The following is a 22,289-nucleotide window of genomic DNA, read 5'->3' on the forward strand; positions in this document are numbered from 1 at the left end:
GAGAAAACGACGATGCGACAAAAAAGAAACGCGCAAAGGGCAAAGGCAGTGCTTGTCGCCGGCGGTGCGGGATTCCTCGGTTCGCATCTTTGCGAAGCATTGCTCCGCGACGGCTGGCGCGTGATCTGCGCCGACAATTTCCTGACAGGGCGCATGGAAAACATCATCTCGATCATGGATCAGCCGGGTTTCCGATTGATCGAGCAGGACATCTGCCGGCCATTGGATCTCGGCGAGCCCGTGGATCGCATCTACAACCTGGCATGCGCTGCCTCGCCGCCGCGTTACCAGGCCGACCCGATACACACCACGCGAACCTGCGTGATCGGCACGCTCAACCTGCTCGAACTCGCTGTCCGATATGACGCGCGGCTGCTACAGGCCTCGACGAGCGAAGTGTATGGCGATCCGGAGCAACATCCCCAGAGGGAGGACTATGTTGGCCATGTGAACTGCACAGGCCCGCGCGCCTGCTACGACGAGGGCAAGCGCACTGCCGAAACGCTTTGCTTCGACTATCTTAGAGCCGGCAAAGCCGACGTGCGCGTCGCGCGCATCTTCAACACCTACGGTCCGAGAATGGATCCGGCGGATGGCCGCATCGTCTCAAACCTGATCATGCAGGCGTTAGAAAAACGTCCTCTGACGATCTTCGGCGACGGCTTGCAAACGCGGTCCTTCTGCTATGTCTCCGATCAGATCGATGGATTGAGGCGACTGATGGACATCGACCCCAATCCGGGCAAGCCGGTCAATCTGGGCAATCCCGGAGAATTCACCATCGTGCGACTGGCGGCGCTGGTGAAGGCGATGACCGGCACCAAATCGGATTTGAGATTTCTGCCGCTGCCGCAAGATGATCCTCGGCGCAGGCAGCCCGATATTTCGCGTGCAAAAGCGCTGCTCGGCTGGACACCGAAGGTGCCCCTCAACGAAGGGCTCAAGCTGACGATCGATTATTTCGCGGCGCTCGAAGGCAGTCGCATCGGCGATCAGATGACAGGCTTTGCCAAAAGAGCGAGGCCGGCATCCGGCGGGCTGCAGAACCTTCCGGCGTGATGCGAGACGGCCGCCGAATCTTTCCCGAGATCGCGCGGAACATCCGCCCAAGCTTGTGGTTTGGCGGGAGGAACCGATACGGAGGATCATCCTCATGCAACCCAAGCGACCCGCGAGGGATATCGACCAGATGGCCGAACGCGAGACGGCTGCCTATCTGCGGCGCGCCTCGATCACCTATCTCGAGTGCTGCGTCAGCTTGATGATGACGCATCTGCAGCGCGAGGAAGTGGCCGCTATTCTCGAGCAGGAAGCAGACATGCTGCGAAGGCTGGACTGATCGGAACGATCATATCAGCCATTCGTCCAGGAATCCTATCAGTCGCATCCTATATCGGTCTGCCGTCGCGGCGAGCCTTGCTTCTTCCCGGCCATTTTCGGATTGCGCAGCCGTGCTCCAGAGCCCGAGCTGGAATGCCAAATAGCACGGTTCGAAAAAGCCGATGTGGCCGTTGTCGATGGCAAGCTTCATTCCTTGGACCAGGGTCGTCACATCGCTGTCGGATAGCCCGTACTCGACACGGGCGCCGGCAATGTCCCACTCTATTGGCTGGCAGCCGATCAAATCGTGTGCCCGGCAATGGTCGACAGCATCTGTCTTGAGCACCCTGCCGTCGGCACGAACGAGAAACTCCCATGGTTGGAGCTTTCCATCGATTTCAACGCGCTGCAGCCCGCTCGCGGGGGCCTGTTTCGAGAGCCAACCGCGCAAGGCTGCCGCGCGTATTTCGCCCAGGGCTTCCGACGTATTGGAAACAGCCATCTCCGCGAGAGCAAGCAATGATGCACCCGGTTCGCAAGTTCGAAGATTGAGCGCACGCCAGGCCAGGTAATTTGTGAACTCCGCGATCAGTCTTTCCCTGGGTAGCGGCGCCTGATCCATCGTGGTGCCGTCAATCCACCGTTCAACCAGAAAGCCATGGCAAAGCGCGACAACTTGCGATCCGAACTCGGCTTCATGCAACATCGTCGCGGTTCGTTTCTTGCGCCGTCCGGTTTCGCCGAGGCCCGCGAATTTGACGAGCCAGCGGTCACGCCCGGCGGACGCCAGGAATTTACGCCGCTCGGTACCGCGAGGGCTCGGCGGCCAGCGCCCTTCGTCGGCGTAGTGGGCGGCCCGCCACTCGCCGCCAGATAGCTCGGTCAGGCCTAATTCCGGCCTGCCGACCGCCTCGGCCACCCAATCGCGCAACGTGGGAATTTTCGAGCTTTCGGAGAAGGTGCATTCAAACGCCGTCGCCACATGCTTCGGACAGCGCGACCATGTCTCCCGAGCCTCCCGCGACGCTTCGATGCCCGGGCCGCCTGAATGGCTGGGAAACAGGTGAATGCGGTCCGTATCGATACCCAGTTCACGCAGCCACACGATAACGGCATGCATCGAACTGCCGGACAGGCCAGGACCCTCGTCGACAACGGCGAAACGCGCCGATGGATTGTTCATCCAAGTGGCGATCGACTGCGGATCGGCGTTGATATACCTGCGGAAGGGGTGGCCGATCGGGCGAACGCTGAATGGTGCCGGCGCACCAATCGAGGCCGCCACCATAGCTGCCAGCCCGAGGCCGATGCTGCGGACGCCGATCACGCATGTGTTCGCATCGAGACCCGACTTCTGCGCCGCGTCCAAATAGCTTTCGGGATAAAGCGCATAGTGCGCATAACCCTCGGCAGAGCCGGTCACAACCTCGGCCTGGCAGTCGAGCCCGGCCAGCTGTTTGAGAAGTCCCGGATCGATGCCACCGCCGACGTCGAAACCGCTTCGCCACGACTTCGCCACCTCTGCCGCAAGTCCCACCAGCAACCTGGCACCTTGCTGTTGCCGCGGCGAAAAGATGTCGATGCCGCTGGTTTGGAAATCGACATCGGCAAGCGCCTGAACCAACTCCGACACGCTGATGAATAGTCCGACCAATGCAGCATGGCGTTGGACGCCATGAGACATCCGATCCAGGCTTTCGGCCATTTCGTTTGCTGCTTCCCGAAGCTGCTGTGCGCTCTCGGTCTGCCTGTGGTCGCCGTAGACGATCATCGATCGGTTTTCCAATGCTTGCCGTGCGGCAACGCATCGAATGCAGCTTCGATCCATGCAGTCTCGCGCAATTTTTCGATGGGCGGAGGAACATTCCGGCACGCTGATGGTTCGGCGCCAGGAACTTACCTTTGAACAACATAGGGTGGCGGTTTCGTGGGATCGAAAAAGGTTCGTGTTGGTATCGTTGGGGTCGGCAACTGCGCATCCTCCCTGGTGCAGGGCCTCTCGTTTTATCGTAACGCGAAAAGCAACGAACCAATCCCTGGGCTGATGCATGCCGACCTTGGCGGCTACCATGTCGACGACATCGAGATTGTCTGCGCATTCGATGTCGCCAGGAGCAAGGTTGGCCGCGACGTCGCGGAAGCGATCTACGCCGCCCCGAACAACACGTTCCGCTTCGCCGACGCGCTGACAACCGGCGTTCGCGTCGAGCGCGGGCCGACGTTGGACGGGATCGGCAAATATCTGCGCGACGAGATTGAAGAAGCTCCGGAGCCGGTTGCCAATGTCAGCGAGATCCTGCGCGACAGCAACGCTGACGTGCTGGTTTCCTACCTGCCGGTGGGTTCTGAGGAGGCAACTTGCTTCTATGCCGAATGCGCACTTGAGGCCGGCTGCGCCTTCGTCAATTGCATACCAGTTTTCATCGCCTCACGCCCGGAATGGCGCCGGCGCTTTGAGCAGCGAGGACTGCCGCTGGTCGGCGACGATATCAAGAGCCAGGTCGGCGCGACCATCGTGCACCGGCTGCTGGCCAACCTCTTTCGCGAACGCGGCGTACGCATCGACCGGACCTATCAGCTGAATTTCGGCGGCAACACCGATTTTCTCAACATGCTGGAACGCGAGCGGCTGGAATCGAAGAAAATCTCCAAGACGCAGTCCGTGGCCAGCCAATTCGACGTTCCGCTGGAGCCGGGCAATATCCACGTTGGGCCCAGCGACCACGTACCGTGGCTGACCGATCGCAAATGGGCCTATATAAGGGTGGAAGGCACGACCTTCGGCGGCGTGCCCCTCAACGCCGAGCTCAAGCTGGAAGTCTGGGATTCTCCAAACTCGGCCGGCGTGGTGATCGATGCGGTACGCTGCGCCAAGCTGGCGCTCGATCGCGGCATAGCCGGTGCCCTGACCGGTCCCTGCAGTTATTTCATGAAGTCGCCTCCCGAACAGTTCACCGACGCCGAAGCGCGGCAGCGCACGCTCGCTTTTATCGCAGGCAAGGACGAGCCTTTGCTCGATGCTGCCGAATGACGACGACCTTCTTTCTGATCCGCCATGCGGCACACGACAATGTCGGCTCCTATCTGGCAGGCCGTATGGACGGCGTTTGCCTCGGGGATGCTGGTAAGGCGCAGGCAACGCAGCTTGGCTGCCGCATGGCCCGGGAGCCGATTGCAGCGATCTTGTGCAGCCCGCGCGAGCGGACCCGGGAGACGGCCCTGCCAATCGCGTTCGCCTGCGGCGTCGGGGAAATCGCGATCTGTGCCGAACTCGACGAGATCGACTTCGGCGACTGGTCGGGAAAGACCTTCGATGAGTTGAGCGGCAACGCCGGCTGGCGAGCCTGGAACGACCAGCGGCAGGAGGCCAGGACACCAAACGGCGAAACCATGCTGGATGTCCAGCAGCGCGTCGTCGCGGTGATGAACGCTGTCCACGAGCAGCATCAGAATCAGTGTGTCGCCCTGGTCAGCCACGCCGATGTGATCAAGGCCGCTGTCTGCAAAGTCCTTGGCTTGCCGGCCGGCGACTGCTTTCGCTTCGACATCGATCCCGCCTCGATCACCACGATCGTGTCGGGCGACTGGGGGGCGAAGCTGATCCGATTGAACGAAGTTGCCTGACGAGGATTTGCCGGATGCAGATGGTCATTTTCGGTCTTACCGTCACGTCTTCATGGGGTAACGGCCATGCCACCTTATGGAGGGGACTGATCAGAGCCCTCGCCCGGCGCGGCTGGTCCATCACCTTCTTCGAACGCGACACACCCTACTATGCCGGAACGCGCGATCTTGATCATCTGGACGGCGGCAACATCGTGCTCTACCCGGACTGGGAGGATATCCGCCGGGTCGCGGAGCAAACGATCAAACGATCGGATGTCGTTATCGTCACCTCTTATTGTCCAGATGCCGTGGACGCCTCGCGGCTGGCGCAGCAGGCAGGGCCCGGACTGCGGGTCTTCTACGATCTGGACACTCCGGTCACGCTTGCCCGCATCGAACAAGGTGAGCGTCCACCCTATTTCGGCCCCGAGGGTCTTGCCGATTTCGACATCGTCCTGAGCTACACAGGCGGCCCGGCGATCGACGAGCTGAAGGCGGTTCTGGGCGCGCGTCACGTGGTGCCGCTCTATGGGCATGTCGATCCGGATCAACACCGGCCGGCTACGCCGCGGGCCGAGTTCAAGGCCGATCTCTCCTATCTCGGAACCTACGCGCCCGATCGCCAGGCGGCCGTCGAGAATCTGCTGGTTCGCCCAGCTGCGCGCTTGCCGGACCAGCGCTTCATCATCGGCGGCGCACAATATCCGCAGGAATTCCCGTGGAGCGACAACATCTTCTTCGTCAGGCACCTTCCGCCGGCCGATCACCCGGCGTTTTTCTCATCCTCTCGTCTGACACTGAATGTGACCCGCGAGGCGATGGCGCAAAAGGGCTGGTGCCCTTCGGGCCGGTTGTTCGAAGCAGCGGCATGTGGAGTGCCTATCGTAACCGACACATGGCCGGGCCTAAGCAGCTTCTTCGAACCCGGCAGCGAGATCCTGCTGGCCCACGACACCGATGACGTGGTCGCGGCGCTCGCCTTACCCGCAGGAGAACTCGATGCTATCAAAACCCGTGCGCGCCAACGGGTTCTCGACGAACACACATCTGGCCGGCGCGCGGCGGAGCTGGACCAGATTCTAAACGACGCCTTTCAAAGATCTCCCGGCGAACCGATGATGGAAGCAGTCTGATGTTGGGCATTGTGCCCGCTGCCGGGCGCGGCAGCCGCATTCAACCGCTCGGCTTCTCGAAAGAGCTGCTGCCGGTCGGCAGCCGGATCGATGGACAGACCGAGCGTCCCTGCGCCGTGAGCGAGTATCTGGTGCGGCGGATGGTGCACGCTGGTGTCGACAAGATCTGTTTCATCATTGGATCGGGCAAATCCGACATCCTCGAATATTACGCTGCCGGCTATGGTGACGCCGCGGCTCTCTTCGTGGTGCAGCCCAATCCCGTTGGACTTTGCGATGCGATTTTTCGGGCAGCGCCTCTCGTCGCGTCCGATGAGGTCGTCCTGGTCGGCCTTCCCGACACGATCTGGTTTCCCGAGGACGGCTTCTGTCATTTGCCTGACGATCAGCTTTCATTTCTGCTCTTCCCGGTGGATCGTCCGGAATTCTTCGACGCCGTCGTTGTCGATGACCACGAGCGCGTGATCGAAATCCAGGTCAAGCAACAGGACGCCGCCACGAACTGGGTTTGGGGTGCGTTCAAGATGCCGGGCCAGATCCTGCATCAGCTTGCGGCACTCTGGCGTGAACGGGAATGCCGTGACGAATATATCGGCACGTTGGTCAACGCCTACCTTGCGGCCGGAGGTCAAGCCTCCGGCGTCAAGGCTGGGTCGGCCTATGTCGATGTCGGCACTTTCAACGGCTATCGCACGGCTCTGCGGCTGCTCGAGGACGGCGCCGCACCCGTCCATCACCAACCCGCCACGATTATGCCAGGTGCCCGTTCGCATGTGCCTGTCGTTCCCGGCGAAGGAGCCTGATCATGCTGCATTCCCATGCCGAAATCCGCCGACGTATCGATGCTCTCGGCCCATGGTTCCACAACATGGAACTGGCGGGTGTCGAAACCGCTCCCAACCATTTTCTCGGCAATTATCCGCTGATCAAATGGCGCAAATTCGCCGAGGCCATTCCCGCCGATCTGACAGGCAAGACGGTGTTGGATATTGGTTGCAATGCCGGTTTCTATTCCATCGAGATGAAACGGCGAGGTGCTGCCCGTGTCCTCGGCATCGATTTCGATGAGGCCTATCTGGCGCAGGCCCGCTTTGCCGCCGAGATCGCCAATTGCGAGATCGAATTCCAGAAACTTTCGGTCTACGACGTCGGCGCCCTGAGTGAAAGGTTCGATGTCGTGCTGTTCATGGGGGTGCTTTATCACCTGCGCCACCCCTTGCTCGCGCTCGACCTTATCCGTGAGCACGTCGCCGGTGACCTGATGATCTTCCAGTCCATGCAGCGCGGCAGCACAGATCTGCCCGAGATGGAAGAGAACTATCATTTCTGGACGCATGACCTGTTCGACCGGCCGGAATTTCCCAAGCTCCATTTCATCGAGCACCGCTATGCCGATGACCCGACCAACTGGTGGATACCCAACCGCGCCTGCACCGAAGCGATGCTGCGCAGCGCCGGTTTCGAGATCGTTCTGCACCCCGAACAGGAGGTCTATTTCTGCCGCGCCGCCGGCGACGCGGCCAGTGGGGGTCCCGTCTACCCCTCGAAAGGACAGCGCCATGATTGAAGCCGCGATGATCTGGAACGAGCCCAATAACAAATCGCATTGGGATCCCGAGCTCGACCCCGATTGGAGCCGCTTCGCCGGGATGGCAATCCTGGCGGCGGACGCAATCGCATCTGGAAACCCGGCTTTGACCAAAGTGCTCGGTGGCATCTCGCCGATAGATCCGGGGTTCATCACCCGCATGAAGGGATTCGGCGTGCTGGACCATGTCGACGCCGTCGCCGTGCACGGCTTTCCCCTCGACTGGAACCTGTGGCAAATCCAGGAATGGCCGCAGAAGATCGGCGAGATCGCGACCGTCACCGACCTTCCCATCTGGGTCAGCGAAGTCGGCGTATCGACCTTCGGCGCCGAGGAAATCCAAGTCTGGGGGCTCAAGCGCACAGCTGAATTGCTGCTCGGCAATGCGCCACGCATCCAGTGGTACAGCCTTTACGATCTTCCGCGTGAATGGGAAGCAACGACGCGTCACCGCGAAGCCGAGGGCTCCTCTTACTATCGGCATTTCCATATGGGGCTGCTACGCCAGGACGGCACGCCAAAGCCCGCGCTGGAGGAATTCCTGCGCCATACACCCGCAATGGGCCTGGTGCAGTGGTTTCATTTCGAAGACCCGCGGCTGGACGATGCCGTCGCCTGGATGAAGCGGCTGGGTGTCACCAATATGCGTACCGGGCTTTCCTGGGCGGACAGTTTTCGGCCGAATGCGCTGGACTGGTTCGACCGGCAGATGGAAGCACTCGCCGATTTCGATGTGACGGTCACCTTCTGCTTCACACCTCAGCACCGCGGAATGATGCCCCACCACACCAGCCCGCCCCTGGTGCCGGAGGAGTTCGCTGAATTCTGTTCAACCATGATCCGCCGCTATGCGCCTGGCATGACATCCGCCTCGCTCCCCACGCAGCGGGCCTCGGCCGCGTGAAATGTCATGCTGCCCATGCATCAGATGCAGGACTTCGCGACGCCGTTGACAGGTGGAGATACGGCGCGGGGCAACGAGACGCGCCCAGGCGAGACACTCACCGTCCTCAATGTCGCCTACCCTCTCGCGCCCGTCGGTCCCGACGCTGTCGGCGGTGCCGAACAGGTTCTGTCGATGCTCGATCGGGCACTGGTTCAGGCCGGTCATCGATCTATCGTCATTGGCTGCCGAGGCTCCAGAACGAGTGGCACGCTTGTGGAAATACCGGCCGAAAACGGCGTACTCGACGAGGCGGCGAAGAGCCGCGCGCAACAGGCCCATCGCGAGGCGATCGCGGCTGCCCGCGCCCGATGGCCCATCGACGTGGTTCATCTGCACGGCATAGATTTCGACGCTTATCTGCCCGACGATGGTCCGACCTTGGTGACCCTCCACCTGCCATTGGATTGGTATCCGGCCGCGGCATTGCGCCAGACGCGCGGTGATCTCTGGCTCCATGCGGTCTCGCCCACCCAGCAGAAAACCGCGCCATCAGACGCCCGGCTGACGGCGCCGATTCCGAACGGCGTTGACATCGAAGCACTGACCCTGCTGCAGTCGAAGCGCGGCTTTGCCCTTGTTCTAAGCCGGGTTTGTCCGGAAAAGGGCGTCCACCTGGCGCTCGACGCAGCCAAACAGGCAGATGTGCCGCTGGTCATCGGCGGCAAAGTCTATCCCTATGAAACGCATACGCGGTACTTTCGCGATGAGGTCCAACCTCGCCTCGATGGCCGCCGCCGCTTCCTTGGCCCTCTCGGCTTCACCGCCAAGCGACGCATTCTCAATGCGGCGCGCTGTCTGGTCATTCCGAGTCTCGCAGCCGAGACCAGCTCGCTTGTGGCCATGGAGGCCCTCGCCTGCGGTACTCCGGTGGTCGCCTTTCCAAATGGTGCGCTTCCCGATGTCATAGAGCACGGCAGGACGGGCTTTCTCGTCGATACGGTCGACGAGATGGCCCAAGCCATTCTTGCGGCGCCCAGCTTGGATGCCGAGACATGCAGGGCCGAAGCGCGACGGCGGTTTTCGCTGGAACGGATGATCTCGTCTTACATGGACGCCTATCAAGCGCTGGCACGGCTTGGCACTGGTCGCCGGCGCTTCGCGGCGACGCCGTGAGCTAAACTGTGCTGCGCAGCGAAATCATCGGTGACCTCACACAATTGGACGCCTTAACGCCGCACTGGTGGAAACTGTGGCAGCAGAGTCCCTCGGCGACTCCGTTTCAATCTCCCGCCTGGCTGGTGCCGTGGTGGCACGCATTCGCACCTGGTGAACTGGCGACGGTCGCGGTCTGGCGCGGCGGCGATCTGGTCGGGCTGGCGCCATTCTACCTTGAGCATGGGATATCCGGTTCGAAGCTGCTTCCGGTCGGCATTTCGCTCAGCGATTATCTGGACATTCTGGCTGTCCCTGGGAGCGAAGCCGAGGTCGTCGACATTGTCGCCGAGTCGATCCTCTCGATCGGGTGGGCGCAATGGATCTTGTCGGACTTGCCGCAGGACAGCCTCTCCCTTGCGATGACGCATCCCGAGATGGATTGGCCGACCGCCCATGCCGCCTGCCCCGTGCTCGCCCTCGCCGGCGACGAAACGCTTGCAGGCTGCGTCCCCGCAAGACGCAGACGCCAGTTGCGTCGGGCGCGTCAAGCCGCATCAAGATGCGGCCGGATCGCGCTGTTGTCGGCAAGCGGCAGTCCGCAAACTTTCCTCGATCAATTGATCCGCCTGCACAATATGCGCTGGGCCGAACAAGGAGGCGGTGTGTTGGCCAACGCCGCCGTCGAGCAATTCCATCGGCTCTCACTTCCCTTGCTCGACGCTCACGGTCTGGTGCGATGCTGGCTGTTGGCGATCGATGGCGGAACCGTCGGCGCCTATTACGGATTTCACCACCGCGGCCGTGCCTATGCTTATCTCGGTGGCTTCGACCCTGCTTATGCCGAGGAGAGCCCAGGTGCGATCCTGATTGGCCACGCAATCGCGGAAGCGATCCGCGAAGATGCGCGCGAGTTCGATTTTCTGCGCGGCCAGGAGGCCTATAAATATGGCTGGGGCGCCGTCGACAGGTGGACGATGCGCAGGGTCTGGACGCGGAGTTGATGCATGAGTGTAACCGCACCGAAAGCCGCCCAGCGCCGGACATCGGTCAGGCTGGCGGTTGAAGACTGCATGGCCGATGGCATTTGCGCCGAAGGTGTTCTCGTCAGGCTGGCGCTCCACCTGCCGCCCACAATTGGAGCGGCGGAATTGGCGGAGGTCGTGCTGAAGGTCCAGCCGGCGGATGCCGGCGACGCAGCAAGGCTGCGAAAGGTCGCCGGACTGCTGCGCTGCAAACCAGACGTCTTTGCCATGTTGCGGGCAACGGGTGGCGCCGTTCGGCATGAGCGCGATGAGGACGAGACGAATGTCGCTGTCGTCATGCGGCTGGCCTCCAGCTTCGATGCCGCGGCAGCGATTTCGGGAGCCGCGAGTGTCCAACTGGCATCCCTCGGCGATGAGGCAAGGCTCACAGTCACGACCAACGAAATCGTCGCATGGCTGGAGGCGCGAGAATTCACCGGAAGGGAACGGAGCATTCTCGACATCGGTTGCGGCATCGGCCGTTTCGAGCGCGCGCTGTGCAAATCCTTCAAGTGGATGGTCGGCATCGACATATCGCCGCGGATGATCTCCATCGCCTCCGAGCAATGCGCCGCACTCGGCAATGTCGAGTTGCGACAAACCTCCGGTCTCGATCTGTCCGAATTCGCCGACGCCAGTTTCGATTGCGTGCTGGCGGTGGACAGCTTTCCCTATCTGGTTCTGGCCGGCATGGCTGATCGGCATTTCGACGAAATTGCGCGCGTTCTGAAACGGCCGGGCTGGCTCGCCTTGCTGAACTATTCCTATCGCGGATCACTTCTCTCAGACCGCGATGATATCGGCCGTCTGGCGCAAGCTCGTCAATTGCGGGTCCTCATCGACGGCGAGAAGCCGTTTCGATCGTGGGATGGCGACGCCTTTCTGCTCGCTGGGTGAAGCGGAACATTACAGCGCGATGCCAGTTCGGACGTCGAACAACGGGCACCGACGAGTGTCCCCTATTTGAAGGAGGATATCATGGCATCCGGCGGTAAAAAACAATTCGGCCGCAGCAGCCAGGCAAGAGTGCCGGCGCCGGCGCGATGACCTCCCTGGAGAGGGACAAGATCGAAGAAAACGCGGTCTTGTCGAATCGCAACAAGAAGCAGCATGGCCAAGAGCGCGGGCTGGACGGCAATCGGATCAAGCCCGATCAGTATCAGGATCACGCCGCTGACCGATTGCCTAGGGATTGAACGCCACCGCCGCGCGTCCATGGCCCGGGACGACGAAGGAGCAGCAAGGAAATAAACCTGTGCAAGGGGCCGCTGGTGAGCTTCTTGGCGGTGGACACCGCCTTGTAATGCCAGGCGCTTATCACCACACTAGGATCAAGGGACCCGCTATCAAGAGAATGTGATGTCTCGTTCGAGCGACGATACCCCGGATACGCATGTCGAGATGGCTGTGGATCAGGAGATTGCTTCCCTGCTGGCCGCCATAGAGCAGGAAAAAATTCCAGACCGCCTGACCAAGCTGGCGATCGAATTGCAGAACGCGCTCGTCGAGAAACGTCGGCGCGACGTGAAGAACTGACTATCTGCGGCCGTCGACCTCGACATCGAGCTGACCATCCGACAGCTGGTTTCGTCTTTCTATCAATGTCTGCAGCGAACTCTCCCCCAGGAATTCAAGGATGTTGGCGCGCGCACGGTTCAGGCGGCTTTTGACCGTTCCGACCGCGCAACCGCATATGTCGGCAGTTTCCTCGTAGCTCACTCCCAAAACGCCGATCAGCATCAGGACCTCGCGTTGGTGTTCAGGCAGCCTTTGAATGGCGCCGTGAACTTCCTTGCTCTGAACGGTCCATTCCTGGGTGGCTTCCGAAATTGGCCTCGAAGAGGCGCAGTCGAGCAGGCCGGGCGCCTCCCGGGCAGCGATCTTGACCCGGGTGTAATAAGTGTTGCGCATGATGGTGAAGAGCCACGACTTCATGCGCGTACCGGGTTCGAACTTGTCGATGTTGGCGAGACCCTTGGTCAGTGTCTCCTGCACGAGATCGTCAGCGTCGTCGGGGACGCGGCAGAAGGTGCGCGCAAATGCCCGCAGGGCAGGTATCAGGTCAACGATGGAAACTTCATTGGTTTCCTGGTCGGCCAAAAGGCAGCCTCCGGATGACAATGGTCCAGCTCCCAGAAGAAAGAGTGTGTGAACGCAGCCCCAGCTAAATGCATGGAAGTTTGGTTCGTTCCTCGTGCCGGAGACAACTCTTCATAAATTGTGCGCAGGTTGAGCTATCTGTCATCCGATCGGCGCGCACCATCGCCGCAGCAGCCACGGCTCCTCCGACAGCGGTGTCTCCAGCGTCCATTTTTTACGGGAACAAAGCTGCTCACCGGCAGTTTGATGGCTTGACCACTTCAACCTTCCGGTATCGATCGAGGATCTGTCATGGCCAAATCCGCTCGCCCCTCCGCTCGCCAATCGGCAAGTGGACTGGATCAGAATAGCGCGCGCGGAAATGGCGGCGAGTTGCACCAGATCGCGGGGGACGACACGCCTGCCCTTACGACGGCGCTCGGAACGCCTGTCTCCGACGACCAAAACACATTGCGGATCAGTGAGCGCGGACCATCGCTGATCGAAGACTTTCACTTTCGCGAGAAGATTTTCCACTTCGACCACGAACGCATCCCGGAAAGGGTCGTTCATGCCCGCGGCTATGGCGCGCATGGTTATTTCGAGACCTACGAGTCACTTGCCAAATACACACGTGCCGACATTTTCCAGCGAGCTGGTGAAAAGACGCCGGCATTCGTTCGTTTCTCGACGGTTGCCGGCAACAAGGGCTCATTCGATCTCGCCCGCGACGTGCGCGGCTTTGCGGTCAAGCTCTACACCAAGGAAGGCAATTGGGACCTGGTCGGCAACAACATCCCGGTCTTCTTCATCCAGGACGCCATCAAGTTTCCCGATCTGATCCACGCCGCCAAACAGGAGCCCGACCGCGCCTTTCCGCAGGCACAGACGGCGCACGACAATTTCTGGGACTTCATCAGCCTGATGCCGGAATCAATGCACATGGTGATGTGGATCATGTCGGATCGCGCGATCCCGCGTTCCTTCCGCTTCATGCAAGGCTTTGGTGTGCACACGTTCCGCCTCGTCAACGCGAAGGACGAATCCACCTTCGTCAAATTCATCTGGAAACCGAAGCTCGGGCTGCAATCGGTGGTCTGGAACGAGGCGGTCAAGATCAATGGTGCCGATCCCGACTTCCATCGCCGCGATTTGTGGGAGGCCATACAGGCCGGCAATTTCCCGGAATGGGAGTTGACGGTGCAACTGTTCGATCAGGCATTTGCCGACAGTTTCGACTTCGATATCCTGGATTCAACGAAGATCATTCCCGAAGAGGTCCTCGAACCAATTCCGGTCGGTCGGCTGGTGCTCGACCGGATGCCGGACAATTTCTTCGCCGAGACCGAGCAGGTGGCGTTCATGACGCAGAATGTGCCGCCCGGAATCGATTTCTCCAACGATCCGCTACTGCAAGGCCGCAACTTCTCTTATCTCGATACCCAATTGAAACGGCTGGGCAGCCCGAACTTTACCCATCTGCCGATCAACGCGCCGAAGTGCCCGTTCGCCCATTTTCAACAGGACGGGCACATGGCCATGCGCAACCCGGCCGGTCGTGCCAACTATGAGCCGAACTCATGGGGACTGGGACCGCGCGAGGATCCGCAGCGTGGCTTCCGTTCTTTCGCCGATGCCGAAGAAGGGCAGAAAGTACGTCTGCGCGCGGAGAGCTTCGCCGATCACTACAGCCAGGCCCGGCAATTCTTCAACAGCCAGACACCACCGGAGCAGCGTCACATCGCGATGGCGCTGACATTTGAACTGAGCAAGGTCCAGGCGCCGGCGATCCGCGAGCGCATGGTTTCGCATTTGTTGAACATCGATGAAACGCTGGCGACCACGGTCGCCGATAAGCTCGGCATCCGTGACATGCCCGAACCTGCCGAAGCCGCCGTTCTGCCGCGCGATGACTTGCCGCCGTCGCCGGCGCTTAGCATCATCCAAAACGGGCCTGACAGTTTCGAAGGCCGCAAAGTCGGTGTCATGCTCAGCGATGGAGCCGATGTCGCGCTGTTCGAGGAACTTCGTTCCGCCATCGAAGCGGAAGGCGCGGTGATGGAGGTGGTTGCGCCCAAGGTGGGCGGCGTCGAAGCCGACGACGGCACCCACATCGAGGCAAGGCACATGATCGACGGGGGCCCGTCCGTATTGTTCGACGCTGTGGTGCTGCTCCTCTCCGAGGCGGGCGCCGAGCTACTGGTCAAGGAGGCCGCCGCGAAGGATTTCGTGTCTGATGCGTTTGCGCATTGCAAGTTCATCGGCTTCACCCCGGGGGCCGAGCCGCTCCTGGCCAAAGCAGGCGTCGCTCCCGATGCCGATGAGGGGCTGACGCGGCTGGATTCGGCAGCTTCGGTAACTGCATTTGTGCGGTCATGCCGGAAGCTGCGGCTCTGGGCGCGGGAGGCGGCTGTCAAGCTTTGATGCGATGACGTCAGCTGTTTTCCGCTGGCATGTCCGAAGGCTTTGGTTTGCCGCCAACCCAGCCCGCACCCCGATCTACGAGCGATCTTCCTTGCTGGACGCTTGCCGCTGCTTTTCCAGGACCTCGTCGGTCCCGACCAGCTTCTTTGCTCCGCCTGAAATGGTCGTGGACACCACTGAGGGCGGATCGCTCGCCGGAAAGGAATCCTCCAATCCCGCCTGCAGTTGGTCCTCGAGCGTGCGTGGTTCTTCGGAACGGCCGGGCGTTCTGCGCGTGTCTATCTTCTCAAGCGGCTGTTTCCTCTTTGGCGAATCGTTGGCGTTCCGGACCAGGGCGTAAAGTTGCTCGATCGCGAATTCCTTGATCGTTTCGAAATCGGCGCGATCGTCCTCTGCCGCCTCGATCTGATCAACCATGGCTTTCTCGAAGCGGTCGAGGCTGTCGCCTCCGCAGGCATGGGAAAGGCGCAACAGGGCTTCGTTCAGCATCAACGGAGCAAAATGTGCTGAAGCTTCAAGCCTGAGTTGTCTTAGACGATCCGGAGTGGCGGCCTGCAACTTTGACATGGACAACCTCCTTTCTCCCACAAGCGTCTCAACGACAATTGACCGCCGATGTTCCACCGCGCCTGAACATCCTTCCCGCCCGGCGAGCTACAGGAACCAGCTTGCCACCAGTCCCGCCGACGCCGCAAAAATCGCCAGGGTCGTCACGCCGCCCAGGATGTTCGTGCTTGTGCTGTTGACCTTGTCGCCCATGATCTTGCGATTGTTGGTCATGATCAGGATGAGAAGCAGCAGAGGTGGCGTTGAAAATCCTTGCACGATGCCCGACCAGACCAGGGCCTTCATCGGGTTGAAGCCGAAGAAATTGAGGCCCACCGCCACCAGCGTTATGATCCCAATCACGATGTAGAATTTGGGAGCCTGGCGGGGTTTGGCATGCAGGCTATTCTTCCATCCCATCGCCTGAGCGAAATCGAAAGCGGCGCCAGCGGTCATGATCGGCACGGCCAGAAAGCCAACGCCAATTACACCGGCCGCAAACAGAATGCTGGCAGCGTCGCCGGCAAGCGGCCGCAGCGCTTCGGCCGCCTGCGCCGCTGTCTCGATCTGCGTCTGCCCGGCCTTGTAGAGCGTCGAACCTGTCGAAAGAATGATGAAATACATGATCAGATTGGAGAACGTCATGCCGATCAGGATGTCGCGGCGGGATCGGCGCAGTTCGCTCTCCGTGGCGCCTTTGCGCTCTTCGAGGCTCGTTCGACCCTTGGCTATCTCCTCCTCCACCTCCTGATTGGACTGCCACGTGTAAAGGTATGCGGAGAGCGTGGTCCCGATGATGGCGACGAGGATGGACAGGTATTCGCGGCTGAATTCGATTTTTGGCAACAGCGTGCCGCGCAGGACAGAGGCTGCATCCGGTTTGGCAAGCACCGCGGAGACCACATAGGCAAGCAGAGCCAGAGCCAGCCACCGGAACACATTTCGGATCAATTTATACGATCCGAACACCTGCAGGGCAAAAATGACGACCGCAACGGCAATGACGACCAAGGGAGCAGGCAGAGGAACGAACAGCACGATGGCCGCCGACATGGCGCCAAGATCTGCGGCTGCCTCGATCGTGTTGCCAATCAGCACGCCCACCAGCACGGACCATAGCAGCCAACGCGGATAGAAGTCCGATATGACCTTGAAAAGCCCGCGACCCGAAACCTGGCCAAGCTTGGATGAAAGATAGACGACGACATACATCATCGGCAGCGTGACAGGTGCCGTCCACAGCAGGTCAGGCCCGAACCGCGCTCCGGCGCTCGCGTAGGTACCGATGGCCGAGCAGTCGTCATCGGCCGCGCCGGTGATCAGACCAAGCCCGAGAGCCCGAACGACGCCGCCCTTTTTTTGCCCGCTTGCCCTTTGGCCGGCATTGTCAGACGGCTTGTTCATTGCAGGCGCGTCTTTACCGGGGCCACGCAAGAAATCATGACGAAAATTCCAATCGGATGCCGATGAAGCAGCCGTTTCAAGCTGCATCGAGATCGAGTTCGAACCTCTGGTCAGTCTTTTTGTTCCTGGACACGGTTCCGGCCCGCGACGGCGATTTCGGCGGAGCCGAACCTCCAAGCGAATGCTCGGTCCTCTAAAGAAGAGAATGCTTGTGTCGAAGCCTGTCCTTCAGGCGACGTGGCACAAAAGCTATTCCTTCAAAGTCAGCGGCTCGTACCGCCGCCGATGACCATCCGTAAGCCGAGGCCGATGATGAGACAGCCGGCGAGCCGCTGCTGCCAAAGCCTTGCGCGAGGGTGCCGCATGACCCATGCCCCGGCCGCGCCCGATGCCAAGGCATAGGCTCCCAGCACCAGCACACCGGTTATCTTCTGTGTTGCGCCAAGCAGCACCAGCTGCAACGTGACGGAGCCCCTGTGCGGATCGACAAACTGCGGCAGGAACGCAACCATGAACATCAAAGGCCAGGGATTGCTCAGATCGGCGATCATTCCTTCCCGGGCGGCGGCGATCGGCCGCAGGGCCTTGAGGTCACCTGTGGGAATGGTTGCCGAGGGTGAAAGCAGCAGCCGGACACCCAGCCAGACGATGTAGGCCGCCCCGGCCCATCGAAGCAGATTGAACGCCAGGGGCGAGGCGTGGACAAGCGAGGACAGGCCGAATGCAATCAGCGGAAGCTGCACAAGTCCGGCGCCCAGCGTCATGCCGAGCACCGTGAACAGCGCCACGTCGCGCCCCTGTCCGATGCCGCGGGCCATCACCAGCATGCTGTCGGGACCGGGCGGCACCTGCATGAGAATGACGGTTCCGACAAAAGCTATCCACAATGAGGGATCGATGGGGCATCTCCGTTAGCGCTGCCGATGACATCAAAGCGGCCAGCCGTCATCCGGGTTCCGCGGCAAATGAAAAAGTCCCATCGCGAAGAACCAGGCATGAACCGTCAGATGGAACGCGGTGCCAGTCCTGGAAGTTGAAAAAAGCCGGAGCCGTTCCTGAACCGGCTTTGGAGGCCTACCCGTGCATGAACCAATAAACGCCTTCCCGCTCCCGCTGGACACGTCTCCGATGGAGGCCAAGCTTGCCGATGAAATCCCCCGGGATGGAAACCGCTGGCAGTACGAGCCCAAATGGGACGGGTTTCGCTGCCTGGCTTTCAAGAGCGACGACACCGTTGACCTGCGCGCCAAATCCGGCAAGCCGCTCGGCCGCTATTTTCCAGAAATCACGGACATTTTGCGTGACCTCAAGTGCGGGCACTTCGTCATCGACGGCGAGATTGTCATTGAGGTTGACGGTGAGCTTTCCTTCGCGGCGCTGCAGATGCGCCTTCACCCGGCACAAAGCAGAATCCGCAAACTGAGTTCGCAGACGCCTGCCAGTCTGATCCTCTTCGACATGCTTGCCAGGCCGGGCGGCGAGGTCATCACGGGCAAGCCACTTGTGGAAAGGCGGCGAGCGATCGAGGACTTCGTGACCTCCTCGAACAGTCCAGATCTTCGCCTGTCGAAGTGCACTTATGATGCAGCCACGGCGGCTCGATGGCTACACGGCTCCGGCCATGCATCGACCGACGGCATCATGGCCAAAGTGCTTGATGAGCATTATCTGTGCGGGGAACGTGCGATGGTGAAGGTAAAGCCGAGGCGCACCGCCGATTGCGTTGTCGGCGGTTTCCGCTATCTCGCGGACAGTCGTGAGGTTGGCTCGCTGCTCCTCGGCCTCTACAATGACGACGGCAAGCTCGATCACGTCGGCTTCACGTCGACCATCGCCAGGACCGACAGAGGAGCGCTCACGCGCCGGCTGGAAGGGCTGCGGTCAGGGCCCGGATTCACCGGCAAGGCGCCCGGCGGCCCGAGCCGCTGGAGCACGGAGCGCAGCGGACAATGGGAACCCTTGCAGCCTGAACTGGTGGTGGAGGTCCGCTTCGACCACGTTACCGGCAATCGGTTCCGCCACGGCACCAAACTGCTGCGCTGGCGCCCCGACAAGGCGCCACGGCAATGCACGTTTGAGCAGATCGAATAGACCGCTCCTGGAAGATCGCTTCCAGAAACCTTGTCACGATTTATTGTGACGAAGGAACCAACTCGGGATTCACCGGTTCGGACACCATCCACCGGAGCTACCCCGACATGCCAAATGCAGCAGAAATTCTCATCGATACGCTCGTCGCCTGGGACGTGGAGGTGGTGTTCGGCTTGCCGGGAGACGGCATAAACGGCGTCATGGAAGCGTTGCGGACGCGGCGCGACAAGATTGCCTTCGTTCAGGTCCGGCATGAAGAGTCGGCTGCCTTCATGGCATGTGCGTATGCCAAGTGGACAGGAAAGCTGGGCGTGTGCCTTGCGACGTCCGGTCCCGGCGGAACACATCTTCTGACCGGCCTCTATGACGCCAAGCTCGACCAGGCTCCGGTGCTGGCGATTACGGGCATGCAGTTCCACGATCTGATCGAGACGTTCACGCAACAGGATGTCGATCTGACGCGCGTGTTCCACGATGTCTCCGTTTACAATGCACATGTCGCCGACGCCGCGCATATGGAAAACGTCGCCAGCCTTGCCTGCCGAACCGCGCTGGCGCGCAAGGGCGTCGCCCATCTTTCGATTGCCAGCGACATCCAGGAGCAGGAGAGCGATCCGTCGAAGCGCTCCAAGCGCAATCGCCCGGCGCACACGCCGCAGGATATGTTCGCCGGTCACAGCGTACCGCTGGAGGTTGAGCTCGACAAAGCCGCCGCCATTCTCAATGACGCTTCGCGGGTTGCGATCCTGGCCGGACGCGGCGCCATCGGCGCGGCCGCCGAACTCGAACACACGGCGCGCCTGTTGCAGGCGCCTGTCGCGAAGGCCTTGCTGGGCAAGGCGGTGCTGCCGGACGACCATCCTTACACCACCGGCGGGATCGGCATTCTTGGAACCCTGGCTTCGCAAGAGGCGATGGAGAGCTGTGACGCGGTGCTGATTGTCGGTTCGACCTTTCCCTATATCGAATACTACCCGCAGCCCGGGCAGGCCCGTGGCGTCCAGATCGACTGCGATGCGCAGCGGATCGGCTTGCGCTTTCCGGTCGAGGCCGGCCTTGTCGGCGACGCGGCCGAGACATTGCGCGCGCTGAACCAACGTCTGACGCAGAAGCCCTCCGATGAGTTCCTGCACCGTTCCCAGGAGACCATGAGGAAATGGCGCGAGATGATGCGGCAGTCGGAAGACATGCAGGCGCAACCCTTGAAGCCACAGGCGATTGCCCGGGCGTTCGGACAACGGTTGGCCGACGACACGGTGCTGGCCACGGATTCCGGTCAGAACACGGAACTGGCCGCCCGCCATGTCGATCTTCGCAGCGGCCAGGCATTTGGGGTGTCCGGATCGCTGGCATCGATGGCTTGCGGTCTCGCCTACGCCATCGCTGCCGGCATAGCGTTTCCCGGTCGACCGATTGCCGCCATCGTCGGGGATGGCGGCTTTGCCATGCAGCTCGGCGAATTCTCGACGGCGGTGCGCTACAAGATCCCGCTGAAGGTTCTGGTGATCAAGAACAACATGCTCAATCAGATCGCCTGGGAGCAGATGATGTTTCTGGGGAATCCGCAATTCGGTTGCGAATTGCAGCCGATCGATTTTGCCATGGCGGCGGAAGCAATGGGCGCAAAGGGTTTTCGCATCGAGCAGGCCGATCAGATCGAGACGGTTCTCGACCAGGCTTTCGCCACGGAAGGCCCTGTCGTGATCGAAGCGCTGGTAGATGCGTATGAGCCGCTGATGCCGCCCAAAATGCCGACAGATTACGCCAAGAACTTCCGCCAGGCCCTGCCGCGGACACCGGGACACGAACGCATAGAAGAAAACATCGCCCGGGAGCCGGCGAAATCGATGATGGACGCCTAGAGGCACGGAGGTGAGAACAGCGCCTCAGTGGCTTCAATCTGGATCTTTCCAGATGAACCGGAGTTCCGGTGCTCTTCCGGCTGACGGATGCGGATCATGAGCTTCGACGCGCTCTTTTCGACCGCGATCTGCTATGGCAACGGCGCCCCGCAAGCCGGTTGGACACTGGCGCTTCCCATCACATTGCCTCTCCTGGCAGTCGTGTCGCTCTATACAGCGGGCGCCAGCCGACTGTGGCGACGGAGCGGACGCGGACGTCGCTTGCGATCACGGCAGGCCTTCCAGTTTGCTGCCGGCTGGGCCGTCCTGGCGTTCGCCCTTGTAAGCCCGATCCATGCGTTGGGCGAACATGTGTTTGCGGCGCACATGATCGAGCATGAATTGCTGATGGCGGTCGCAGCGCCTCTGCTGGTTGCCTCCCGCCCGACAGCGGCGATGATGTGGGCACTGCCGGTACAGCTGCGCCAGATATTCGGAGCGGCCGGACATGCAAATACGCTTCGGGCGATCTGGGCGTTCATCAGCCGCCCTGTGGTCGCGACCGTCCTGCACGGAGCCGCGATATGGATCTGGCATGTCCCGGCGCTGTTCGAGGCTGCCCTCCAGCAGGGTTTCCTGCACTATGCCCAGCATGCGAGCTTCCTCGGTACCGGGCTTTTGTTCTGGTGGGTGCTGCTGCCTCGCCCTGGCCGCGAGCACGCTTGCGGCAATGCGGTGATGCATCTCTTCTTCACCTCGCTCCACACCGGGCTGCTCGGGGTTTTGCTCGTCGTCTCGCCAAAGCTGTGGTATCCGGCTAATGCCGTCGGCTCGGATCTGTGGGGGCTCAGCCCGCTCGAGGACCAGCAACTTGCAGGCTTGATCATGTGGATTCCCGCTGGCCTGATCTATGGCGGAGCCGCACTGCTCCTGGTCGCTTTCTGGATTCAAACGAGCAGTCGGCGGCGTCAGCCTCCCCAGGAGTTGCGCATCGTCTAACCCGCACCGCTTCACGTCGGTTTTCACCGGGCGGTGTTGCCAAGCATCCTTTTTCAGCCAGCTGCGTTATGGCCTTGGCAACGATGGTGGATCCTTCATGGCGAGGTGCATGAGTCCGTTGGCCCGCTCTCGCAGGCGGACATGACCGCAAATGTCGCTTGCCTTTACATGTCCAACGCAAATCCTGACTGGCAT

22 protein-coding genes are annotated in these 22,289 nt (G+C 61.1%); 16 read left to right on the plus strand and 6 right to left on the minus strand.

Going from position 1 to position 22,289, the window contains the following annotated elements; all coding sequences use genetic code 11:
- Positions 1-12: 12 nt before the first annotated feature.
- Both NP945_RS25905 and NP945_RS25910 read left to right on the plus strand, forming a co-directional pair.
- The gene (locus NP945_RS25905; RefSeq protein WP_027036338.1) at positions 13-1,059 is read left to right on the plus strand and encodes a UDP-glucuronic acid decarboxylase family protein; all 1,047 of its coding nucleotides are present in this window, start codon (positions 13-15) and stop codon (positions 1,057-1,059) included.
- 94 nt (positions 1,060-1,153) lie between these two features.
- Positions 1,154-1,339: a hypothetical protein gene (locus NP945_RS25910; RefSeq protein ID WP_127268456.1), complete on the plus strand. Its 186-nt coding sequence runs from the start codon at positions 1,154-1,156 to the stop codon at positions 1,337-1,339.
- A gap of 9 nt (positions 1,340-1,348) precedes the next feature.
- Here the strand turns inward: NP945_RS25910 and NP945_RS25915 are convergent, their stop codons facing one another.
- The gene (locus NP945_RS25915; RefSeq protein WP_256747926.1) at positions 1,349-3,091 is read right to left on the minus strand and encodes a hypothetical protein; all 1,743 of its coding nucleotides are present in this window, start codon (positions 3,089-3,091) and stop codon (positions 1,349-1,351) included.
- Positions 3,092-3,247: 156 nt separating this feature from the next.
- Between NP945_RS25915 and NP945_RS25920 the strand changes: the two genes are divergently transcribed.
- The 9 genes from NP945_RS25920 to NP945_RS25960 are packed head-to-tail and all read left to right on the plus strand — an operon-like array spanning position 3,248 to position 11,607.
- Positions 3,248-4,351: an inositol-3-phosphate synthase gene (locus tag NP945_RS25920; protein WP_256747927.1), complete on the plus strand. Its 1,104-nt coding sequence runs from the start codon at positions 3,248-3,250 to the stop codon at positions 4,349-4,351.
- A complete protein-coding gene (locus NP945_RS25925) occupies positions 4,348-4,944 on the plus strand; it encodes a histidine phosphatase family protein (RefSeq protein WP_127270579.1) in 597 nt (198 codons plus the stop codon). Before NP945_RS25920 ends, NP945_RS25925 begins: the two co-directional genes overlap by 4 nt.
- A gap of 14 nt (positions 4,945-4,958) precedes the next feature.
- Positions 4,959-6,059, plus strand: a complete 1,101-nt coding sequence (locus NP945_RS25930; protein ID WP_256747928.1) for a glycosyltransferase — start codon at positions 4,959-4,961, stop codon at positions 6,057-6,059.
- Complete coding sequence (locus NP945_RS25935) at positions 6,059-6,862, plus strand: sugar phosphate nucleotidyltransferase (protein ID WP_127320162.1); 804 nt, start codon at positions 6,059-6,061, stop codon at positions 6,860-6,862. Before NP945_RS25930 ends, NP945_RS25935 begins: the two co-directional genes overlap by 1 nt.
- A gap of 2 nt (positions 6,863-6,864) precedes the next feature.
- Positions 6,865-7,626, plus strand: a complete 762-nt coding sequence (locus tag NP945_RS25940; RefSeq protein WP_256747929.1) for a TIGR04290 family methyltransferase — start codon at positions 6,865-6,867, stop codon at positions 7,624-7,626.
- Positions 7,619-8,551, plus strand: coding sequence for a beta-xylosidase (locus tag NP945_RS25945; protein ID WP_256747930.1), 933 nt, complete (start codon positions 7,619-7,621; stop codon positions 8,549-8,551). Before NP945_RS25940 ends, NP945_RS25945 begins: the two co-directional genes overlap by 8 nt.
- Positions 8,552-8,557: 6 nt before the next feature.
- A complete protein-coding gene (locus NP945_RS25950) occupies positions 8,558-9,706 on the plus strand; it encodes a glycosyltransferase (protein ID WP_372337989.1) in 1,149 nt (382 codons plus the stop codon).
- A gap of 8 nt (positions 9,707-9,714) precedes the next feature.
- Positions 9,715-10,689, plus strand: a complete 975-nt coding sequence (locus NP945_RS25955) for a GNAT family N-acetyltransferase (protein ID WP_256747932.1) — start codon at positions 9,715-9,717, stop codon at positions 10,687-10,689.
- A 3-nt stretch (positions 10,690-10,692) separates the two neighbouring features.
- Complete coding sequence (locus NP945_RS25960) at positions 10,693-11,607, plus strand: class I SAM-dependent methyltransferase (protein WP_256747933.1); 915 nt, start codon at positions 10,693-10,695, stop codon at positions 11,605-11,607.
- 62 nt (positions 11,608-11,669) lie between these two features.
- Here the strand turns inward: NP945_RS25960 and NP945_RS32020 are convergent, their stop codons facing one another.
- Positions 11,670-11,879 (minus strand): hypothetical protein, encoded by a 210-nt coding sequence (locus tag NP945_RS32020; RefSeq protein WP_372337990.1) that lies wholly within the window; start codon positions 11,877-11,879, stop codon positions 11,670-11,672.
- Between the two features lie 190 nt (positions 11,880-12,069).
- Between NP945_RS32020 and NP945_RS25970 the strand changes: the two genes are divergently transcribed.
- Positions 12,070-12,246: a hypothetical protein gene (locus NP945_RS25970; RefSeq protein WP_256747934.1), complete on the plus strand. Its 177-nt coding sequence runs from the start codon at positions 12,070-12,072 to the stop codon at positions 12,244-12,246.
- Here NP945_RS25970 and NP945_RS25975 read toward each other — a convergent pair whose 3' ends face one another.
- On the minus strand, positions 12,247-12,810 hold the full coding sequence (locus NP945_RS25975) for a sigma-70 family RNA polymerase sigma factor (RefSeq protein WP_127270591.1): 564 nt from the start codon (positions 12,808-12,810) through the stop codon (positions 12,247-12,249).
- Positions 12,811-13,101: 291 nt separating this feature from the next.
- Here NP945_RS25975 and NP945_RS25980 point away from each other — a divergent pair, with 291 nt between their 5' ends.
- Positions 13,102-15,213 (plus strand): catalase, encoded by a 2,112-nt coding sequence (locus NP945_RS25980; protein WP_256747935.1) that lies wholly within the window; start codon positions 13,102-13,104, stop codon positions 15,211-15,213.
- 75 nt (positions 15,214-15,288) lie between these two features.
- On the opposite strand, the gene NP945_RS25985 is transcribed toward NP945_RS25980, so the two are convergent.
- The 3 genes from NP945_RS25985 to NP945_RS25995 form a co-directional block, all read right to left on the minus strand.
- Positions 15,289-15,780, minus strand: coding sequence for a hypothetical protein (locus NP945_RS25985; RefSeq protein WP_256747936.1), 492 nt, complete (start codon positions 15,778-15,780; stop codon positions 15,289-15,291).
- A gap of 87 nt (positions 15,781-15,867) precedes the next feature.
- On the minus strand, positions 15,868-17,250 hold the full coding sequence (locus tag NP945_RS25990) for an Nramp family divalent metal transporter (RefSeq protein WP_306283285.1): 1,383 nt from the start codon (positions 17,248-17,250) through the stop codon (positions 15,868-15,870).
- A 176-nt stretch (positions 17,251-17,426) separates the two neighbouring features.
- Positions 17,427-18,017, minus strand: a complete 591-nt coding sequence (locus tag NP945_RS25995; RefSeq protein WP_256747938.1) for a LysE family translocator — start codon at positions 18,015-18,017, stop codon at positions 17,427-17,429.
- A 226-nt stretch (positions 18,018-18,243) separates the two neighbouring features.
- Here NP945_RS25995 and NP945_RS26000 point away from each other — a divergent pair, with 226 nt between their 5' ends.
- The 3 genes from NP945_RS26000 to NP945_RS26010 all read left to right on the plus strand — a co-directional run bounded on the left by NP945_RS26000 (position 18,244) and on the right by NP945_RS26010 (position 22,094).
- Positions 18,244-19,254 carry an ATP-dependent DNA ligase gene (locus NP945_RS26000; RefSeq protein ID WP_256747939.1) on the plus strand — a complete coding sequence of 337 codons (1,011 nt, stop codon included), beginning with the start codon at positions 18,244-18,246 and terminating at the stop codon, positions 19,252-19,254.
- 107 nt (positions 19,255-19,361) lie between these two features.
- A complete protein-coding gene (locus NP945_RS26005) occupies positions 19,362-21,116 on the plus strand; it encodes a thiamine pyrophosphate-dependent enzyme (RefSeq protein WP_256747940.1) in 1,755 nt (584 codons plus the stop codon).
- 96 nt (positions 21,117-21,212) lie between these two features.
- Positions 21,213-22,094, plus strand: a complete 882-nt coding sequence (locus NP945_RS26010; RefSeq protein WP_256747941.1) for a cytochrome c oxidase assembly protein — start codon at positions 21,213-21,215, stop codon at positions 22,092-22,094.
- Positions 22,095-22,289: the final 195 nt, after the last annotated feature.

Origin of the sequence: Mesorhizobium sp. LMG17149 (assembly GCF_024518695.1) — a bacterium.
Classification (GTDB): domain Bacteria; phylum Pseudomonadota; class Alphaproteobacteria; order Rhizobiales; family Rhizobiaceae; genus Mesorhizobium.